Source organism: Aerococcus sp. BD502, assembly GCF_057919555.1.
Genome location: NZ_CP147972.1, coordinates 1,430,001 through 1,447,926 on the forward strand (window position 1 = coordinate 1,430,001; position 17,926 = coordinate 1,447,926).

Here is a 17,926-nt window from a genome sequence, read left to right on the forward strand (position 1 = left end):
TGAAACGTTTAGTTTTGTTCATTTAATTTTTGGCTTATAATATTATTATCGCGGAGTAGAGCAGCTGGCAGCTCGTCGGGCTCATAACCCGGAGGTCGCAGGTTCGAATCCTGCCTCCGCAATTTATTGGTCCCGTGGTGTAGGGGTTATCACGCCTGCCTGTCACGCAGGAGATCGCGGGTTCAATTCCCGTCGGGACCGTTACATTGCGGGTGTAGTTTAGTGGTAAAACCACAGCCTTCCAAGCTGTTGTCGCGAGTTCGATTCTCGTCACCCGCTTTTTATAGAAATTAAGGGCCTGTAGCTCAGCTGGTTAGAGCGCACCCCTGATAAGGGTGAGGTCGGTGGTTCGAGTCCACTCAGGCCCATTATTATAAATTGGAGAATTACTCAAGAGGCTGAAGAGGACGGTTTGCTAAATCGTTAGGCGGTTTACCCCGCGCAAGGGTTCGAATCCCTTATTCTCCATTTTGGCCCGTTGGTCAAGCGGTTAAGACATCGCCCTTTCACGGCGGTATCACGGGTTCGATTCCCGTACGGGTCATCAGGAAGAAGGCTACCTTTTAGCCTTCTTTTTATTTTACTTAAATTAAGATGGTGGAGTTTTCCTTGCCGCATTTGCTCGTTGAAGGATGGAATAAGCTATTATATAATAGTTCTTAGTATAGCGGCTATTGAGGAAGGGAAGGGTTCTATTGAGGAAGTTTTTTGAAAAGCGAAAACTGATTATATTGTTGTTGGGCTTGATCACTTCATTGAGTCTGGTTTGCTATTCTGCTTTTGGCCCGGCAAAAACGTTGACACCGGTGACTTGGATTAATGATTTTACGAGTATGTTTGCGCGTGTCATTTCCCAGCCGGGTAATATGCTGATGAACTTTACAGATTCTGTCGGTATGTTACAAAATACTTATGAGGAAAATATGCGTCTGAAGAAGCAAATCGGCTCCCTTCAAGAACTCAAGGCACAAAATCAAATTTTGAAAGCTGATAATCGTGAAATGTCCAATTTGCTGGATATGAAACCAACCCTACATGGTAAAAAGGTGCTAGCCGGCTCGGTGATTAGTCGCTCACCAGATTATTGGAATGATTACTTAATCATTAACTTGGGCAGTCGGCATGGTTTGAAGCCGGGCATGTCTGTTTTAGCCGGTAATGGTTTAATTGGCCGGGTGGTGGAAGCTAGCCCGACCAGTTCTAAAGTCGAATTGCTGACAGCCGCCATGGAAAATAATGTTGAGGTGGCTGCTAATGTCCAGTTAGATGATGCGATTGTCCATGGTATTATTAAAAGTTATGACAAGCGCACGGGTGAATTATTACTGACGCAAGTTTCCAAGGATTTCGAGATTAAGAAAGGCCGGCAGGTCGTCACGAGTGGTTTGGGCGGCGTCTCTCCCGAAGGCTTAATTATTGGTAAAGTCGTCTCCGCCAAGCCCGATGAATTTGGCCTGTCTCAAACGGTGCGGGTTAAAGCAGCCGGCAACTTTGATGATATCCGCCATGTTTTGGTGGTGCTCCAGACGAGCACCTACCAAGAGCATGAAGAGGATGATGCGACGGCTGGCAAGGCTAAAACGGAAGACGATGACTTCGAGGAGGGCGAAGCGGATGCCGATCAAAACAATGCTTAGGCCCAGAAAAGCTTGGTGGACCCTGCTCTTGCTCTTACTCTTTTGCTTTCTACTGGATGGCAGTATGGAATTACTTTTATTCTATGCTTTGGGGGGCGCCCAATATGAAATTACGCCGGCGATCTTCTTGCTGGCCCTATTTTTCTTAGCTGCCGACCGCCAGCACCTAGGACAACTCTACCTGTTAGCCTTATTTTTTGGCTTCTTATATGATATCTACTACTCTAGACTTTTTGGACTTTGCCTGTTTTTATTCCCTTTCCTTGTTTTTATCATTCAAAATCTCTTTAAGCCTTTGCGATTCAATTTCTTTAATCGATGGTTTTTAGCCCTGGTCCTCTACGGCTTGTATAGCAGTTTAGTATTTCTGATCTACAATTTACTGGGCCTAGCAGGTCAAAGTGGGGCTCTCTTCTTCTGGCAGAATTTACTGCCCTCCTTGATTTTCAATATGCTGGTGGCCTTTGTATTGAACGGCTTCATTCGTCGCTTTAATAATTGGCTAGCGGGGGCTTAGGGGTAAAAAATGCTATTGAAGATTGACAAGCGGCCGTTAAATCAGTATAATAGCAGTGTTGTATTTCTGTAAGCACCAGAACTGCAACCGCACATCGTGAAGTTTAAGTGACCTAGTCCACTTCACATGGCGAGTCTAAGTGAAATAAGGAGGTGCGTGACATGTACGCAATTATTAAAACAGGTGGCAAGCAATACAAAGTAGAAGAAGGGCAAACCCTCTACATTGAAAAACTTGCTCAGGAAACTGGCGAAACGGTTGAATTTGACGAAGTCGTTTTTGTTGGTGGCGAATCAGTTAAAGTTGGCGCTCCATTAGTGGATGGTGCCAAAGTTACGGCGAAGGTTGAAAAGCAAGGCCGAGCTAAAAAGCTCCACGTCATGAAATACAAACCTAAAAAAGGCTACCACCGTAAACAAGGTCATCGTCAACCTTACACGAAAGTGACGATCGAAAGCATCAAAGCTTAATATGTTAAAGGTTCAATTTACAAGGGATAAAAAAGCCGATCGCTTTGTGGCTTTAGAAATGAAGGGCCATGCTGAAGCTGGCCAAGCTGGCGAAGATATCATTTGCGCAGCGATGTCCATTTTATCTTTTGCGCTGGTGAATAATATTGAGCGCATGACGGGGATCGTTCCTGCGGTAAAAACCGATGAAGAAGCGGGTTATCTCTGGCTTCATTTAGCGGATGATTTAGCGCAAGACGATGAGGAAGTCATTCAAACTTTGTTTTGGCATACTTTCCTGGCTATGCGTGATGATGTGGCAGCTTTAAATCCTGATTTTGTACAAGTTGAACTCGTGCTCAAATAAAATATACTAATTAGGAGGTAGCGCAATGCTTAAATTAAATTTGCAATTTTTCGCAACGAAAAAGGGCGGCGGTTCGACAGCTAACGGCCGTGACTCCCAAGCAAAACGTTTAGGTGCTAAGCGGGCGGACGGCCAATTCGTTAGCGGCGGCTCCATTCTCTACCGTCAACGCGGTACGCACATTCATCCTGGGATGAACGTGGGCCGTGGTGGAGATGACACCTTATTCGCGAAAATCGATGGCATCGTTCGCTTTGAACGTAAAGGCAAACGTAAAAAACAAGTTTCTGTTTATCCAGTTGAAGCTTAAGTTAAAAAAAGCAAGATTTATTCTTGCTTTTTTTGCATGTCTAAAAGGAGGTCAGTTTGGACCCGAAAACAATGGAACATTGCTATACTCATCTGAAGGAAGCTAATTTAGCCCTCAGTCAGGCTTTGGGGATTACTTTCTTTGAAGCGTCTTATGAGAATTTACAAAACCTAGCCAATCAGGAAATTTTAGTGCGCGATGGCCAGCCTGACGCCAAAACCAGAGAACAATTAACTCATATTTATTCTAAGCTAGCCTGGGAAGAGGCCCCGCCCAGAGAGCGCTGGGAAGCGATTCGCTTGCTACTTTTGGAAGGCCAGCGTGACGCTCACTTACCAGTCAATATGCAAATGACGCCTACTGCGGTCGCCGTTTTAGTGGGTTTTATGCTCAATACGTTGGCGCAAAAGCAAGGCCTTGAGAACTTTCATTTGTTTGACCCGGTGGTGGGAATGGGGAATTTACTCCTTACGGTGCAGGACACTCTAAAAGAAGCTGCTATCCCTGTCCGCGCGGTGGGCTATGATAGTGATGAATTACTTTTAGGCTTAACTGAGCAAACCAGTCGCTTGATTGGTGCGCCGCTGGAGCTGTTTTTTGGCGATGTCCTGAACCCTTTACTCCTTGAACCGGTGGATGGGGTCGTCGCTGATTTACCCATCGGCTATTATCCGAATAAAGAGGGAGCCCAAAAATTTAAAACGGCTTGCTTTGAGACCCCGACTGGCTTGCCTTTTGCTCATTATTTATTAATTGAACAAGCCTTACATTATCTGAAACCGGGTGGCTTGGCCTTATTCATTATCCCCAGCCAGCTTTTCAATGGTCCTCATCACGAAATTCTCTTAGATTTCATCAAGAAAGAAGCTTACTTGCAGGCGATTATGGCGCTTCCTGGTAATTTGTTCCAGGCTTGGGACTATCAAAAGAGCCTGCTACTGCTCCAAAAGCAGGGTGCACAGGCCCAGCAAGCCAAGCCGATTCTAACCGGTGATATTCCGGAACTACAAGACGCCCAAGGCATGGCAGATTTTGCCAAGAGCTTTAGCACCTGGGCCGAAGACATGGTATAATAAAGCTGTACAAGTATTTTATGAAAATTAAAAGGAGAGAAAGATGTCAAAAGTATTTGCGATTAATGCAGGTTCATCAAGCTTGAAATTCTCAATCTATGAAGTTCCTGAAGAAACAGTCATTGCTTCCGGCTTGGTCGAACGTATTGGGATTGATAATGGTGTGATTACCATTAAATACCAGGGTGAAAAAGTTCAAGAAACCCTAGACATCCCCGACCATGAAGTGGCCACCAGTCACTTGCTTGACAAATTGAAGGAATTAAAAATTATTGAATCCTTCGATGAAATTGCCGGTTCCGGCCACCGGATTGTGGCAGGCGGTGAACACTTCAAGGACAGCACCTTGCTCAATGAAGACGATATTCAGATGGTGGAAAAACTTGCCGAATTTGCTCCTCTGCACAATCCTGCCGAGGCCAAAGTGATCCGGGCCTTCCAAAAAGTTTTACCTGGGAAGCCAACTGTCGGCGTTTTTGATACTTCTTTCCACACCTCCATGCCAAAAAAAGCATACCTCTACTCCGTACCGCTTAAATACTATGAAAAACACCAAGCTCGCCGTTATGGGGCGCACGGCACTTCCCATAAATATGTCGCTATGCGTGCCGCAGAACTGATGGGCAAGCCTTTTGAAGATTTAAAAATTATCACTTGCCACATTGGGAACGGGGCCTCCATTACCGCTGTTGATCACGGTAAATCAGTGGACACGTCCATGGGCTTCACGCCTCTAGCGGGGGTAACGATGGGGACTCGGTCTGGTGATGTGGATCCTTCCCTATTACAATACATCATGGACAAGGAAGGCTTATCCATGAGCGAAATGATTCATATCTTAAATAATGAATCTGGTTTACTCGGCCTCTCCGGCATCTCTTCTGATATGCGTGACGTGGAAGAAGCTGAAGCCAATGGGGATGAAAATGCTAAAGTGGCCCTTGAAATTTACTATGATCGGGTCATTAAATATGTCGGCCAATACCTCGCCGTTTTAGGTGGCGCCGATGCCATTGTCTTCACGGCCGGTGTCGGTGAAAACTCCAAGGAATTCCGCCAAGGGGTCATGGAGGCTTTCGACTGGGCAGGCGTGAAAATTGATCATGAGAAGAATGATACGCGCAAAGAAGCGAAGATTTCTACCGAAGATTCTTCCATTGCTGTCTATGCGATTCCTACGGATGAAGAATTGATGATCGTTAGAGACACCGTTGAACTCGGCGATATTAAATAATATACGCTTGACATATAAAAAAGCCAGCGGGAGCTGGCTTTTTTGTGTGTTTTCTATTTCTTTTCGTCTTTTTTTTCTCCATAGCATTGGTTGTCAAGATCAGTTCGAACCACTAAGACATCACAAGGGGAATTCCGAATGACATATTCTGAAACAGAACCAATGAATAAGCGTTCCACGGCATTCAAGCCCGTGGCTCCGACCATGATCAGATCAATGTGATATTTTTCCGCTAGTTCCTTGGCAATTTGGACTTTGGGGGAGCCGTAATCAATCACCGTCTCAACATCCTTTAAGCCCACTTGGCTTGCATAATTTTCGTATTCACCGAGTACGCGTTTGGCTTGCTGGACTAATTCATCATCGTAGTGATTATCCGGCCCGTTCATGGTTTGTAGAGCCCGGGTATCAATGACATGAGTGATAATTAACTTGGCCTGGTTCCGTTTGGCGACATGTACCGCCTTTTTAAAGGCTAGTTCTGCTTCTTCAGAACCGTCAATAGGGGCTAGAATGCGATGATATTCTTGATACATTTCCCTCACTCCTTTTTATCATTATAACAAGAAGCCTAAATTCATACTAATGAAAGGCTTTTAATGATGAGTTAAGAAAAAAGAACTCCGATATGTGCCGTGTTACTATCTGTATTGAACCCGCTCATTTAAGTGCAGGTGGGCCCCACTATTCAGCTTCTGCCTTCCCCGTGCTGGGGCTTGACTTCCACTGAAGTTCATGGGTCCCTAGATAGTAAAATTTGTTCGGTCAACACATTAAATGTAATGCACGAACACTTCAGAGTTCTTACCTATAATATAGCACATTTCTTCCGGAGGTGCAAACGTTTGCCGATATTAAATTCCCAACACACTGAATAAAAGATAGCAAACCGGCCCAGCAATCAGGATACTAATCGCAACTCGTTCAAACCAGATGACCACATAATCCTTAATACTTAAGGGAATATTAGTCGCCATCATGCATGGGATGGAGGCACTGAAGAAAAGAATTTCAGAAATAATCACAATGCCAACCGTGAAGCGGGTGACAAAACTGGCTGCTGTCACAGGGACTACGGGTAAAAACATTTCCGCAATACTCATGGAGAGGCCTTGGCCAGCGAGGAGGGGTTCTTTGAGGCCGGCGACCCAGGTAAAGGGGAGGAAAATATAGCCTAAATAGTCAAAAATAGGCGTGTATTTCGCCAGAATTAAACCCAATACCCCAATGGACATGAGAGAAGGGGCCATTTTTAAGGCGAGGAGGAGCCCGTCTTTTAAATTATCCTTAATATTTGTCCACAGATCAGGAGCCGCTTTGGCTTTTTCAATCGCGATTTGTGTCGCCACCTTCAGCTTATCGGTGGGCACGTCTTCCTCCACATCACCGGCTTGGTTTTGGTAGTAGGTATCCGCCTTGGTAGAGAGCGGTGGAATCCGGGTGGTAATGGCGGTGACGAGGAAGGTAATAATTAGGGTGATGAAGAAATAGAGGAGCCAGTGGGTCTCAAAGAAGCCCAACGCCTTAGCAGCCACAATCATAAAAGTCGCTGAGACGGTGGAAAAACCGGTCGCGATGATGCAGGCTTCCTTATCCGTATATTTTCCCTCCTCATAAACCCGGTTGGTAATGAGGAGAGCTAGGGAATAGGAACCAACAAAAGAGGCTACCGCATCAATCGCCGAGCGGCCGGGGGTTTTGAAGATTGGCTTCATGACCGGGCGCATGAAGACGCCAACAAATTCCATCAGACCATAGGACACCATGAAGGCAAGGAAAATGGAACCCACGGGGACAATGGTACAAACGGAAAGGACGACCTTGTTTAAAATAAAGGGAATCATATTCTCTTCAAGTAGGGCAGGCGGTCCAAAATTGAAAATACCAAAGAGCACAAAAGGCACCGCAAAAAGGTTTAAAAAGGCAAAGAACTTATTTAGCCAAGATTCTTTGAAACTGCCGGTCGTGAAGGGTAAAAAGATTCCCACAAAAACTAATAGTAAAGGGTAGACTTGATTGAAATAAGGGATTTGATGAATTAGCGTTAGCAAGTGGTCAATCGGGATAGTCGTTTGCCCACCGATCGTGATCGGGACAAAAAACATCATGAGCCCGATCAAACTGTAGACCACAAAACGCCAGAAAGCGCGTCGATCACTCATGGTTTCTTCCTCCTTTAAAAATACTTGGGTATATTATAACAAAACAATGAGCGATCGAAAAGAATAAGCTTATCTTTGTGGTGAGGACTAGCGATTTTATTTTTCTCTCTCTTGGCGGTAATGGTTTAAAGCGGCCTCGTATTTGCCGGTGAAACAAGGTTCATAAAAGTGCTCATTACGAAGGGTTTCAGGCAAGTAATCTTGACGGACCCAGTGCTTCGCATTTTGATGCGGATTTTGGTAGCCGATGCCATGGCCCAGTTTTTTGGCACCACTGTAGTGGGCGTCTCGCAGATGCTCAGGAACTTGGCCACTTTTCCCTTGGCGCACGATTTTTAAAGCATTGTCAATGCTTTGGATACTGGAATTGGATTTGGGGGAGAGGGCTAAGTCGATAATGGCTGTGGCGAGTGGAATACGCGCTTCAGGCAGGCCAATTTTTTCCGCTGCCGTCACAGCTTGTGTCGTCCGGCTGACAGCTTCCGGATTAGCCAAACCTACATCTTCATAGGCTGTGACTAATAAGCGCCGAATTAAGACCGGCAGATCGCCTGCCTCAATCAATTGGGCAGCATAGAGCAAGGCAGCATCGACGTCACTGCCACGAATACTTTTTTGGAAGGCGGAAATGACATTGTAATGAGCATCTCCATCATTATCATGGACGAGGGCTTTTTGCTTGAGGCAAGTTTCAATGGTTTTGATATCGATCACAATTTGTTTTTCGCCATTTGCCTCCGTAGAGAGGGCAGCTAATTCCAGGGCATTCAAGGCAGTACGCAAGTCCCCCTGACATTTTTGGGCTAGAAAATGCTGAGCGTCTTCACTCATTTGAATGGGCAAGTCACCGAGGCCGCGTTCTTTGTCAGTGAGGGCTAGGTTGAGCCCTTGGAGAATATCTTTTTCTTGTAGGGGTTTTAAGGCAAAAATTTGCGTGCGACTCCGAATGGCAGGGTTGATGGCAATATAAGGGTTTTCCGTGGTCGCGCCAAGTAAAATGAGCTGGCCTTTTTCTAAATGCGGCAAGAGAAAATCTTGCTTGGGCTTGTCAAGACGGTGAATTTCATCGAGTAAAAGCAGCAACTGGCCACTAAATTTGGCCTCTTCGACCACCGCAGTTAGGTCTTTTTTACTATCCGTGGCGGCGTTCAATTGCCGTAAAGGAATGCCCGTCGAACCGGATAGGGCATGGGCAATACTAGTTTTTCCAATGCCCGGTGGTCCATAGAGGATCATGGAGAAGAGGCGTTTACTTTTGACCATACGGTAGAGGATTTCTCCCTTGCCCAGGAGATGCTCTTGGCCGACGACTTCTTCAATAGTACGAGGCCGCATGCGATAGGCTAAAGGTTCAGTTTGTGTCATCATAACCTCCTAAAGTATCGTTTAACATGAGAAAATTGTTGGATCGTGATAGAATAGACATGCTTAGTACTAAAATAAGTAGTGTCGGATTTCTACTTATTAGATGGGAGTATATCAATGAGAGAAATTAAAAATTGCTTAGCGAAGTGCCCTAAGCTCTTGCCTACCTTCAAGCATACCTCAATTGGTATCGAACGTGAAGGCCATCGCATTACCGAAGATGGACACCTAGCTAAAACGCCGCACCCGACCACGGTGGATGGCAGTAGTCATAACCAATATATTCAACGGGATTTTGCGGATACGCAAATGGAATTGGTAACCCCGCCGGTCTATACGGCTAGGGAAGTCTTAGATTGGTTAGGGGCGATCCATGATGTCGCTATTCGTTCCCTGCCGGAGGGGGAGGCATTTTGGCCTTACAGTATGCCGCCGCAATTGCCCGGTGATGACGATATTCATGTGGCGCAATTAGACCGCCCCGAAGCCATTGCTTACCGGGAATATCTGGTAAAAGCTTATGGGAAAAAGTTGCAGATGGTGAGCGGCATTCACTATAATATGCAAATTTCACCAGTTTTTATCGAAGAAATTTACAAGCATCAAGAGCATGACTTCCCCGATTTGGTGAGTTATACTTCGGATTTCTACCTGCGTTTGGCGAGGAATTTCCTCCGCTACCAGTGGCTCATCGTCTACCTGTTTGGGGCAACCCCCTTGGCCGACCCGAGTTTTTTTGAGGCCAATGAGGAGCCTTTCCCCTATCCCGTTCGCAGTATACGAAACTCCCGCTTTGGCTATGTGAATCATCCTGACGTCACCTATACATATGATAATTTAGAGGATTATGTGGCGGAATTGGAGGCTAACGTGCAAAGTGGGCGCCTTATTGCCGAGAAGGAATTTTACTCCAATGTGCGTTTGCGGGGAGCCGGTAAGGCACGGGAATTAATCGACCAGGGCATTCAGTATTTGGAATTTCGCCTCTTAGATATCCAGCCTTTTGCCCCTTATGGCCTGAGTGAAACGGACATTACTTTCATGAAGTATTTCATTTTGTATTTGCTTTGGTCTGGGAAGGATACGGATATGGCTGGCGTGCGTCTGGGGAACGAGCGGAAGACTGAGGTCGCCGAAGAGCCAACCTTAGAAGTGACCGCCTACCAAGATGAAGGTTTGGGCATTATTGACGAGATGGAAGACATGATGGTAGCCATTGGGGAAGAGGAATTACTCCGGCCGATTTTACAGGAGATGCGTGCTCGCCTACTGGATCCAAAGAAAACTCCAGCTGGCCAAGTTCTAAAAGAGACGCCGGATATTGCTTCCTGGCTTCGGCTAGGCCGTGATCGCGCCTTAGAAAATCGCCAAAAGCTATGGGCAAAACCTTATCAGTTGGAAGGCTTTAAGGATATGGAATTATCGACACAAATTCTTCTTTTTGATGCCATTCAGCAAGGCTTCCATATTGATCTTTTGGACCGGCAAGAGCAATTAATTCGTCTCACCTATGACAGCCAGCAGGAGATTATTCATTTAGGCAATATCACGCGCTTAGACTCTATGATTTCCTATGATGTTATGGGAAATAAGGAAGTGGCTAAGGAGATCGTTGAGGAAGCTGGCTTTACGGTGCCCAGTAGTGTGTCCTACCAGAGCTTAGCGGCAGCCCAAAAGGATATCCTGCATTTTGTGGACCGGCCGCTAGTGGTTAAGCCAAAATCAACCAATATGGGCTTAGGCATTGCCGCTTTTCCCCATGGCCAAGATGAAGAAACCTTGAACCGTGCCCTAAAAGAAGCTTTCCGCCATGATGATACGGTTCTCTTGGAGGACTTTGTGCCTGGCGAAGAATACCGCTTCTTTGTCCTTCAAGGTAAGACCTTGGCGGTATTAAAACGCGTGCCGGCTAACGTCGAAGGGGATGGTGAGCAGACTATTCAAGAATTAGTTGCCGCCAAAAATAAAGATCCTAAGCGGGGCGAAGATCACCGAACACCTTTAGAGAAAATTCAATGCGGTGAAGCAGAGGCTTTGACGCTAGCTGATCAAGGCTTCACCTTCAATAGTGTGCCGGCGGCGGGTCAGACCGTTTACCTCCGTGAGAACTCCAATATTAGTACGGGAGGAGAATCCATTGCCGTTACTGAGACTATCGATCCTTCTTACCTTAAACTAGCAGAAGAAATGGCTGCAGCATTGGAAGTTCAGGTGACGGGTATTGATCTATTGATCCCCAATGCTAAAGAGCCTGCCCAAGCTGATAATTATGCCTTCATAGAGGCCAATTATAATCCAATGATGATGATGCACATCTTCCCTGCCCAAGGGTCAGGTGTGCGTCTCACTAAGTATTTACTGAAAGCTTTATTCCCTAAGCATCCCAATTTAAGTTCATGGAAAGGATAATAAAATGAAAGGAATTTACCTCGATTACGCTGCGACTACTCCTGTTGCTCCTGAAGTGCAAGATGCATTGGCTGAAGCCTTTGCGCATGACTTTGGAAATCCTTCGAGCACTTACCGCATTGGGAAAGCAGTGAAAAGTAAAATTGAAGCTGCACGTGAACATATTGCGCGTACCCTCAATGCCAAACCCCAAGATATTACCTTTACCAGCTCTGGAACAGAAGCCAATGATACGGCCATTTTATCGACAGTCAAACGATTGAATTCGAAGGGCAAGCATATTATTACGTCAGTGGCTGAACATTCGAGTGTTCATAAAACGATGGAGAAATTAGCAGCGGAAGGCTATGACGTCACGCAACTCACTTATGATGAAACGGGCCATATTTCCTTGTCAGAATTAAAGGCGGCCATTCGCCCAGACACCATTCTCATCTCCCTGATGCATGGAAATAATGAGGTGGGTTCCCTACAACCTATTGAGGAAATTGGCCAAATTTGTGCAGAACAAGATATTTTCTTTCATACGGACACCGTCCAAACTTATATGAAGATTCCGATTGATGTGGAAGCTATGCATATCGATGCCATGGCTCTCTCCGCTCATAAAATTTTTGGGCCGAAGGGGATCGGCTTCCTCTATTATCGAAACAGCAAGGAAAACTTCACTTCCTTCCTACCGGGTGGTGGCCAGGAAAATGGCCGCCGTGCTAGTACGGAAAGTTGGCCTCTCATTGCTGGTTTAGACGAGGCGGTGCGCTTGAAGGAAGACCAGCTCAGTGAAGAAGAGAGTGAAAACGTGGCCCTGCGCGAATACTTCCTCACGCAGGCCAAAGAGCGGGGCCTCCATTTAAAAATCAATGGCCCACAAAAGCCTGAATTAGCTAATATTCTCAATGTCTATTGGCCCAATCACCCCAATGATCAAGTCCTCATTCAAATGGACTTGCATGACATCTATCTCTCAGCCGGATCGGCATGCAACGCCGGTAGTATTAAGCCGAGTCGTGTTCTGTTGGCTATGTATGGCGAGGATAGTCCGCGGCTTAGGGAAAGCTTGAGGATTTCCTTTGGCCCCCAAACAACAAAGGAAGAATTGGATCACCTGCTCACGGTGATGGTGGATTTACAAGAAAAATTACAGAAAAAGGAGAATTAACGATGGCATTTCCCCAATCGGCTCATTTGCCCGGCAGTGATGACTACTACCAAGTGAACGAAGCTTGCAAAGCTTATACCTTGCGGGATTATAGCTTCCAAATGACGAAGGCCGGCAATTTTGAGTTTGACCGCCGCGTCCAACCGGATTTTAGAGAGCCACGTTCTGTGCGCTTTAAGGTTTTGGTGGCGGGTGACTTGGCGGGCCTTAAAATGCAAGTTACCAATGAAAAAGGCTTAAAGGCCGTTAATATTTATAAAAATGAAGCCATGGCAGCTTTTAAGCGAGAAATTGAATTTCTCCTTGCTGATATGGTAAAAGAAGGCATTCTCACCCCGACGACGAAAACTTAAGGTGGACCCCTAAAAATTAAATAAAAAAGCCCAGAACTTGCGCCCTGGGGTTTAGGGCCAGCGGTTGCTGGCTCTTTTATTTTTCTAGCATTTCTTGGAGGCGTTCTTTGATGTAGGTTTTAAGCGGGGTACCGTCGAGAAGGACATTGTCCATATCTGACCAATCCACCCCTAATTTGAAGAAGTTTAAGGTGAGCACATTATCATTGATCCAGTAGCTTTGGTCATAGGCACCCACGAAATTAATTTTCACATCAGTAAAGGCGGTATCACCGCTGAATTCTTCTTTGAGTTCATCCACATTTAATTGCTTAACAACCGGTAAGAGCATTTCGCAGTTGCCTGGGTCGTCGGCATTGAAGAAGTTAAATTGGAAAAACTCTTCGTCTTTTTTTGAAGCATTGTTTAAGGGTTCTTTGTTGACGACAGCAGAGAGGGCCGTTTGCGCGGACTGTTTGGTGAAGTCGTCGGTATAAACCACATCCATGGCGGGTTTATCTAAAATATCCACTAAATAGTCTTCCGTGACCTTACTCCCTTGGGCAACCGTCTGCCAGAGGAATTGTAGCAATTCAATCACTTCATTATTGATTTTGATTGTTTCAAGCATGATAGCCTGCCTTTCTATTTCCCTAAGTAAGTCGTTTGACCTAATCATGTTATATCATGACTCTTAAGGAATGTCTAATATTTTTTACAAGAAGAAACCTCCCAGGATCGAGCTAATTTCAGGACCTGTGTTTTTGGATCAAGGGTGTCTTAAATTTCAATTCAGGCTTTCGCGTGCTATAATAATGGCAACACAGAAGTCAATGTCAAAAGGAGCTGGCAAAAATGGATGAAATCAAACAATTGTTTTTAGCTGCCATTGGCGGTGCCGTTTTAACATATGACAAAGCGGAAGCCACTATTAAAGAACTCGTGAAACGCGGACGGATTACTGTCGAGGAAGGTCGCTCCCTGAGCCAAGACTTAAAGCAACGGGTCAGTCAGTTCGGCCAAGGGCAAAATTTGTCCGGTGAGGAATTAAAAACCCTCCTAACCGAGCAAAAAGTAGCCTATATTGATGATGTAAAAGCCTTGGAAGAGCGGGTGGCTGAGTTGGAAGCTCAAGTGACGGAAATGAAAGCTAATCGTTAAGACAGAAGTGGGTCGATTTTAATGCGGTCAAGTCGCGAAAGATTTTTAGAAATAGTGAGCGTGCTCACTTCCTACGGCTTTGGCCATTTTTACCGCACGCAGTTGAATCATCAAGATATTGAAAAAGATGCCGTGAATTTGCGCTTGGCTTTTGAAGAATTAGGCCCCAGTTTTGTGAAAATTGGCCAAATTCTTTCGACACGTCGTGACTTATTGGCGACAGAATATATTGAGGAACTTGAGAAATTACAAAGTCAGGTTCCTCCTTTTGAATTCTCCTTTGTTGAGGACATATTTTTGGCAAGTTTTGGAGAGCGGTTGGTTGATGTTTTCGCTTGGGTGGAGGAAGAGCCCCTGGCCTGTGCCTCTATTGCCCAGGTACATCGTGGCCAGCTGCAGAGTGGGGAAGAAGTGATCTTAAAAGTCCAACGCCCCGAAGTGGACCAGGAATTATTGCGTGATATTCATATTTTCATGCGCATTTTAGAGCTTTTGCCCAAGGCCTGGCGGGAAATCTTCCTCGATCCCTTGCAAGTGTTAAAGGAAGTAGAGCGTTCAGCCAAGCAGGAGCTTGATTTCCGGGTAGAAGCGGCTAATATTATGAAATTTAAGAGCTTAAATGAAGAGCGGACGAGCATCATCGCGCCTGAAGTTTACCAAGCTTACCTCGGGAAGAAAATTATGGTGCAAAGTTATGTGGCGGGAGTTTCGGCCAATCAATATGCTGATTTGCAGGCGGCTGGCTACCAACTCACTGAAGTGGCTGAAAAAATAGCTCTCAGTATGTTTACGCAGATTTTTGAAGATGGCTTCTACCACGCTGACCCGCATCCGGGGAATATTTTAATTAGTGACGGGAAAATCTGCTGGTTGGATTTTGGCATCGTAGGTGAATTTACCCCAGGCACGCAAACCCGCCTAAGGAAACTGATGCAGGCCATCTACATGGAAGATATTGACGAAATTATGGAACTTGTTTTACTGATGACCAGCCACCCCTGGGGCGTGGACCAAGTGGCCCTCTACCACGATATCAAATGGCTTTTTTCTGCCTATATTCACCGCTCGCTGGAGGAAGTGGATATCAGTGAAGCGATGATCGATTTGATGCATGTGACCCGGCGGCATCAGTTAATTATTCGGAGCGAATACAGCATGCTAGGCAAGGCCTTAATCACATTAGAAGGGCTATTGTCGGACTTGGATCCCAATATTAATTTACCAGCGATTTTAAAGCATTACATGCTGCATGAGAATCGGGATACTTGGGAAGAGGTTTTGAAGGACTTGCACTTGCGCCGGCAGCTTTTGCGCGCTGGCTTGCAGTCAGCTCGTTTACCCGGGCAATTAACGGAACTATTAGATAATATGAATGCGGGGCGCTTTTCCATTCGCTTCCGTATGGAGGACTTAGTGGCGCGCTGGGGAGATATTAACCGCATGATCAACCGCATCATCATGGCCGTTATTTTAGCCGCCTTGATTTTAACGAGTGCCTTGATTATCATTAATTCCAGTTCCACATCAATCAGTATTTTTGGGATTGCTTTTTTTGTGATTTCTGGCTTACTAGCCATCGTTTTAATTATTTCGATGATGCGTTCGGGACGTTCTTAGGGAGTGGTTAGCAATTTGGAGGCTTTGATGAAATTTCTTTGGTGGGGACTTGGCATTCTTCTTGGTGGTATCTTATTATTCGGCTTGTCTTATTTTTTAATTATGGATAATTTAATTGTCGATGAGAAGCCGGAAAAAGCCGATGTCATCGTCGTCCCTGAGGGTATGATTACCGAGGAACGTGCCCGTAAGGCCAGTTTATTGGATCAGGCGGGCTACAATCGAAGCCATCAGTTTATCGTTTCGCCACTCGATCATATTAATGCCACCTACTATGAGAAAAATGGCATCCAGCGTGAGCAAATTATTAATGAAGCCTATGCCACGAGTACCTATGAAAATGCCCGGAATAGCCTGGCGCTGATGAAGGCTAAAGGTTTTAAATCTGCCTTAGTGGTGTCTTCGGACTACCACATGCGCCGCACCCGCCTGGTTTTTGAACGTGTCAATCAAAAATATCATTTTACTTTGCACTATGTCGCGGCCTACCACAAAAGAAACGGTCGTTTGGTGACCTGGCAGGAGGCGGGCCTGCCGGTTAAAAAATTTGGCCAGCAGGAATTCTTAAAATACTGGCTTTATGTTTTAGGCGGCTACCATCTCTATGCGAATGAGCAGCCTGAAAAGCAAACGAAATCTTAAAGGGAGCTTGGCTCTCTTTTTTTATGCTTTTTTTCATATGAACAAAAAGGAATAGCTTTTAGGCTTCTATTGTGGTAATATGAGAAAAATCTCATTATATTATTATTTACAGGAGGAGCTTATGAAACGTACACATTCTCTCACGTGGCGAGGGGCCTTGACGGTCGCTTCCATGTTATTTGGCTTGTTTTTTGGTGCGGGGAATATTATTTTTCCGATTCAAATGGGCCAGGAAGCCGCTAGCCACTGGTTGCCGGCCAGTTTGGGCTTTATTTTGACCGCTGTTGGACTCTCCCTTTTAGCTGTTTTAGCCTTGGGCCAGGCGCAAAGCCCGCATTTATTTCTCCTCGCGAAAAGGGTGAATCGGCCTTATGGCTATTTCTTGGTGACCTTACTTTACCTAACGATCGGTCCCTTGGTCGCTATTCCGCGCTTAGCGACCGTTTCCTTTGCGGTGGGTTTTTCTCGCTTACAGCCAAGCCCAGGCCAACTACTGGCCTATTCGGCCGCTTTTTTTGCTTGTGCTTATGGGCTAGCCCGCCGGCCCCAAGGCTTGCTCGAACGAATTGGCGGCCTGCTTAATCCCATTTTCCTAGGCTTATTAGGGCTTATTCTGGTGGTCGTCTTTAGCCGAACACCTTGGCCCACCGCCACACAATTACAACCTGCGGGAGCTTTTCAGGCGTCAGGCTTCTTGCCAGGACTCTTGGCCGGCTACCAAACTCTCGATGCCCCCGCGGGCTTGGCCTTCGGTGTCTTGGTGATTCGTGCCTTGCACCAGCTGCATATCAAGGAGCCTCGGCAAGTGGCCTTAGGGACTTTAAAGAGTGGGGTACTGACGGTGAGCTTGATGGCTATTTTATATTTGAGCTTAACACTATTGGGGGTCTTGAGCTTGGGGCAATTGCCCAGGGGTGAAAATGGTGGAGCAATAATGTCAGCCTTAGTTTTACAGCATTTTGGTGGTGGGGGCGTCTTTTTAGTTTTTTTGGTTATGTTTCTCGCCTGCCTCAAAACCGCTGTGGGCCTCTTAGCCGCAGGGGCTGAAACCTTGGCAGAACTTTACCCCCAACGTCTGCATTTTCACCAGTGGCTCGCCTTGCTTAGCCTCCTGTCTTTTTTCTTTGCTAATCTTGGCTTAGAGAGTTTACTAAAGTGGACGATGCCGCTTTTACTTTTCCTTTATCCCTTGTGCATTGTTTTAATTTTGCTTTCCTTATGGCCCAATATTCAAAAGTGGCGGCGTTTGGAGGGCTGGGTGACGGCTTTAACTTTTATGGCGGCGGTTTTTGACTTCCTTGAGGCCTTGCCCATTGACCTTCTGCCGCAAACGATTAAGGTGCTGGAGAACTCACTGCCGGGCTTTAGCCAGGGCTTTGGTTGGCTGCTACCGGCGGGTTTGGGCTTAATCATTGGCTTGGGCCACGAATTTTTACACCAAAAATGGGAAAAAAGCTAGCATCCTAAACAGGAAAGTGGCAGTATTATCCTA

18 protein-coding genes, 6 tRNA genes, 1 other RNA gene and 1 other annotated feature are annotated in these 17,926 nt (G+C 45.9%); of the genes, 20 read left to right on the forward strand and 5 right to left on the reverse strand.

The annotated features are described in order from the left end of the window. The first annotated feature begins 49 nt into the window (after positions 1-49). From WF803_RS06830 to WF803_RS06890, 13 genes are all read left to right on the forward strand, one after another. Positions 50-122 (forward strand) — tRNA-Met (locus WF803_RS06830). A gap of 6 nt (positions 123-128) precedes the next feature. Next, positions 129-201, forward strand: a tRNA-Asp gene (locus tag WF803_RS06835). 7 nt (positions 202-208) lie between these two features. After that, positions 209-279: transfer RNA gene (locus WF803_RS06840), tRNA-Gly, on the forward strand. A 15-nt stretch (positions 280-294) separates the two neighbouring features. Continuing rightward, a tRNA-Ile gene (locus tag WF803_RS06845) sits at positions 295-368 on the forward strand. A gap of 12 nt (positions 369-380) precedes the next feature. Further along, a tRNA-Ser gene (locus WF803_RS06850) sits at positions 381-468 on the forward strand. Positions 469-472: 4 nt separating this feature from the next. Next, a tRNA-Glu gene (locus WF803_RS06855) sits at positions 473-544 on the forward strand. Between the two features lie 187 nt (positions 545-731). After that, positions 732-1,637 (forward strand): rod shape-determining protein MreC, encoded by a 906-nt coding sequence (gene mreC, locus WF803_RS06860; RefSeq protein WP_489611909.1) that lies wholly within the window; start codon positions 732-734, stop codon positions 1,635-1,637. Beyond that, on the forward strand, positions 1,615-2,154 hold the full coding sequence (gene mreD, locus WF803_RS06865) for a rod shape-determining protein MreD (RefSeq protein WP_489610762.1): 540 nt from the start codon (positions 1,615-1,617) through the stop codon (positions 2,152-2,154). Before mreC ends, mreD begins: the two co-directional genes overlap by 23 nt. Before the next feature lie 75 nt (positions 2,155-2,229). Further along, positions 2,230-2,301, forward strand: a sequence feature (ribosomal protein L21 leader region). Positions 2,302-2,315: 14 nt separating this feature from the next. After that, a complete protein-coding gene (gene rplU / locus WF803_RS06870) occupies positions 2,316-2,624 on the forward strand; it encodes a 50S ribosomal protein L21 (protein ID WP_489610763.1) in 309 nt (102 codons plus the stop codon). A 1-nt stretch (position 2,625) separates the two neighbouring features. Continuing rightward, complete coding sequence (locus WF803_RS06875; protein ID WP_489610764.1) at positions 2,626-2,970, forward strand: ribosomal-processing cysteine protease Prp; 345 nt, start codon at positions 2,626-2,628, stop codon at positions 2,968-2,970. Positions 2,971-2,995: 25 nt separating this feature from the next. Beyond that, positions 2,996-3,280 carry a 50S ribosomal protein L27 gene (gene rpmA, locus WF803_RS06880; protein WP_489610765.1) on the forward strand — a complete coding sequence of 95 codons (285 nt, stop codon included), beginning with the start codon at positions 2,996-2,998 and terminating at the stop codon, positions 3,278-3,280. A 56-nt stretch (positions 3,281-3,336) separates the two neighbouring features. Continuing rightward, entirely contained in the window at positions 3,337-4,353 is a 1,017-nt protein-coding gene (locus tag WF803_RS06885) for a class I SAM-dependent methyltransferase (protein ID WP_489610766.1), read from the forward strand. Positions 4,354-4,396: 43 nt separating this feature from the next. Continuing rightward, positions 4,397-5,587: an acetate/propionate family kinase gene (locus tag WF803_RS06890; RefSeq protein WP_489610767.1), complete on the forward strand. Its 1,191-nt coding sequence runs from the start codon at positions 4,397-4,399 to the stop codon at positions 5,585-5,587. A 53-nt stretch (positions 5,588-5,640) separates the two neighbouring features. Here WF803_RS06890 and WF803_RS06895 read toward each other — a convergent pair whose 3' ends face one another. The 4 genes from WF803_RS06895 to WF803_RS06910 form a co-directional block, all read right to left on the reverse strand. Then, positions 5,641-6,123, reverse strand: a complete 483-nt coding sequence (locus tag WF803_RS06895; RefSeq protein WP_489610768.1) for a universal stress protein — start codon at positions 6,121-6,123, stop codon at positions 5,641-5,643. 80 nt (positions 6,124-6,203) lie between these two features. Next, positions 6,204-6,392: non-coding RNA, 6S RNA (gene ssrS, locus WF803_RS06900), on the reverse strand. Between the two features lie 49 nt (positions 6,393-6,441). Further along, entirely contained in the window at positions 6,442-7,749 is a 1,308-nt protein-coding gene (locus WF803_RS06905) for a YjiH family protein (protein ID WP_489610769.1), read from the reverse strand. 96 nt (positions 7,750-7,845) lie between these two features. Beyond that, entirely contained in the window at positions 7,846-9,114 is a 1,269-nt protein-coding gene (locus WF803_RS06910) for a replication-associated recombination protein A (RefSeq protein ID WP_489610770.1), read from the reverse strand. Between the two features lie 117 nt (positions 9,115-9,231). Between WF803_RS06910 and gshAB the strand changes: the two genes are divergently transcribed. From gshAB to WF803_RS06925, 3 genes are read left to right on the forward strand one after another with little or no spacing between them, the layout of a single operon-like run. After that, the gene (gshAB, locus tag WF803_RS06915; protein WP_489610771.1) at positions 9,232-11,523 is read left to right on the forward strand and encodes a bifunctional glutamate--cysteine ligase GshA/glutathione synthetase GshB; all 2,292 of its coding nucleotides are present in this window, start codon (positions 9,232-9,234) and stop codon (positions 11,521-11,523) included. A 4-nt stretch (positions 11,524-11,527) separates the two neighbouring features. Then, complete coding sequence (locus WF803_RS06920; RefSeq protein WP_489610772.1) at positions 11,528-12,682, forward strand: cysteine desulfurase family protein; 1,155 nt, start codon at positions 11,528-11,530, stop codon at positions 12,680-12,682. 2 nt (positions 12,683-12,684) lie between these two features. Further along, positions 12,685-13,035, forward strand: a complete 351-nt coding sequence (locus WF803_RS06925; RefSeq protein WP_489610773.1) for a hypothetical protein — start codon at positions 12,685-12,687, stop codon at positions 13,033-13,035. 76 nt (positions 13,036-13,111) lie between these two features. On the opposite strand, the gene WF803_RS06930 is transcribed toward WF803_RS06925, so the two are convergent. Further along, a complete protein-coding gene (locus tag WF803_RS06930) occupies positions 13,112-13,645 on the reverse strand; it encodes a TDE2712 family protein (protein WP_489610774.1) in 534 nt (177 codons plus the stop codon). A gap of 224 nt (positions 13,646-13,869) precedes the next feature. Here WF803_RS06930 and WF803_RS06935 point away from each other — a divergent pair, with 224 nt between their 5' ends. The 4 genes from WF803_RS06935 to brnQ all read left to right on the forward strand — a co-directional run bounded on the left by WF803_RS06935 (position 13,870) and on the right by brnQ (position 17,893). Next, complete coding sequence (locus tag WF803_RS06935; RefSeq protein ID WP_489610775.1) at positions 13,870-14,175, forward strand: phasin family protein; 306 nt, start codon at positions 13,870-13,872, stop codon at positions 14,173-14,175. 60 nt (positions 14,176-14,235) lie between these two features. Further along, on the forward strand, positions 14,236-15,792 hold the full coding sequence (locus tag WF803_RS06940) for an ABC1 kinase family protein (protein ID WP_489610776.1): 1,557 nt from the start codon (positions 14,236-14,238) through the stop codon (positions 15,790-15,792). Between the two features lie 27 nt (positions 15,793-15,819). After that, positions 15,820-16,434, forward strand: coding sequence for a YdcF family protein (locus WF803_RS06945; RefSeq protein WP_489610777.1), 615 nt, complete (start codon positions 15,820-15,822; stop codon positions 16,432-16,434). A 121-nt stretch (positions 16,435-16,555) separates the two neighbouring features. Then, on the forward strand, positions 16,556-17,893 hold the full coding sequence (gene brnQ, locus WF803_RS06950) for a branched-chain amino acid transport system II carrier protein (protein ID WP_489610778.1): 1,338 nt from the start codon (positions 16,556-16,558) through the stop codon (positions 17,891-17,893). The last annotated feature ends 33 nt before the right edge of the window (positions 17,894-17,926 follow it).

What these genes read in the sequence shown, in the direction of transcription:
- WF803_RS06890 (WP_489610767.1), top strand. Translation starts at nt 4,397, where the DNA reads ATGTCAAAAGTATTTGCGATTAATGCAGGTTCATCAAGCTTGAAATTC.
- gshAB (WP_489610771.1), top strand. Translation starts at nt 9,232, where the DNA reads ATGAGAGAAATTAAAAATTGCTTAGCGAAGTGCCCTAAGCTCTTGCCT.
- WF803_RS06895 (WP_489610768.1), bottom strand. Translation starts at nt 6,123, where the DNA reads ATGTATCAAGAATATCATCGCATTCTAGCCCCTATTGACGGTTCTGAA.
- WF803_RS06910 (WP_489610770.1), bottom strand. Translation starts at nt 9,114, where the DNA reads ATGACACAAACTGAACCTTTAGCCTATCGCATGCGGCCTCGTACTATT.
- WF803_RS06905 (WP_489610769.1), bottom strand. Translation starts at nt 7,749, where the DNA reads ATGAGTGATCGACGCGCTTTCTGGCGTTTTGTGGTCTACAGTTTGATC.
- rplU (WP_489610763.1), top strand. Translation starts at nt 2,316, where the DNA reads ATGTACGCAATTATTAAAACAGGTGGCAAGCAATACAAAGTAGAAGAA.
- WF803_RS06935 (WP_489610775.1), top strand. Translation starts at nt 13,870, where the DNA reads ATGGATGAAATCAAACAATTGTTTTTAGCTGCCATTGGCGGTGCCGTT.
- rpmA (WP_489610765.1), top strand. Translation starts at nt 2,996, where the DNA reads ATGCTTAAATTAAATTTGCAATTTTTCGCAACGAAAAAGGGCGGCGGT.
- WF803_RS06875 (WP_489610764.1), top strand. Translation starts at nt 2,626, where the DNA reads ATGTTAAAGGTTCAATTTACAAGGGATAAAAAAGCCGATCGCTTTGTG.
- brnQ (WP_489610778.1), top strand. Translation starts at nt 16,556, where the DNA reads ATGAAACGTACACATTCTCTCACGTGGCGAGGGGCCTTGACGGTCGCT.
- mreD (WP_489610762.1), top strand. Translation starts at nt 1,615, where the DNA reads ATGCCGATCAAAACAATGCTTAGGCCCAGAAAAGCTTGGTGGACCCTG.
- WF803_RS06930 (WP_489610774.1), bottom strand. Translation starts at nt 13,645, where the DNA reads ATGCTTGAAACAATCAAAATCAATAATGAAGTGATTGAATTGCTACAA.
- WF803_RS06945 (WP_489610777.1), top strand. Translation starts at nt 15,820, where the DNA reads ATGAAATTTCTTTGGTGGGGACTTGGCATTCTTCTTGGTGGTATCTTA.
- WF803_RS06925 (WP_489610773.1), top strand. Translation starts at nt 12,685, where the DNA reads ATGGCATTTCCCCAATCGGCTCATTTGCCCGGCAGTGATGACTACTAC.
- WF803_RS06920 (WP_489610772.1), top strand. Translation starts at nt 11,528, where the DNA reads ATGAAAGGAATTTACCTCGATTACGCTGCGACTACTCCTGTTGCTCCT.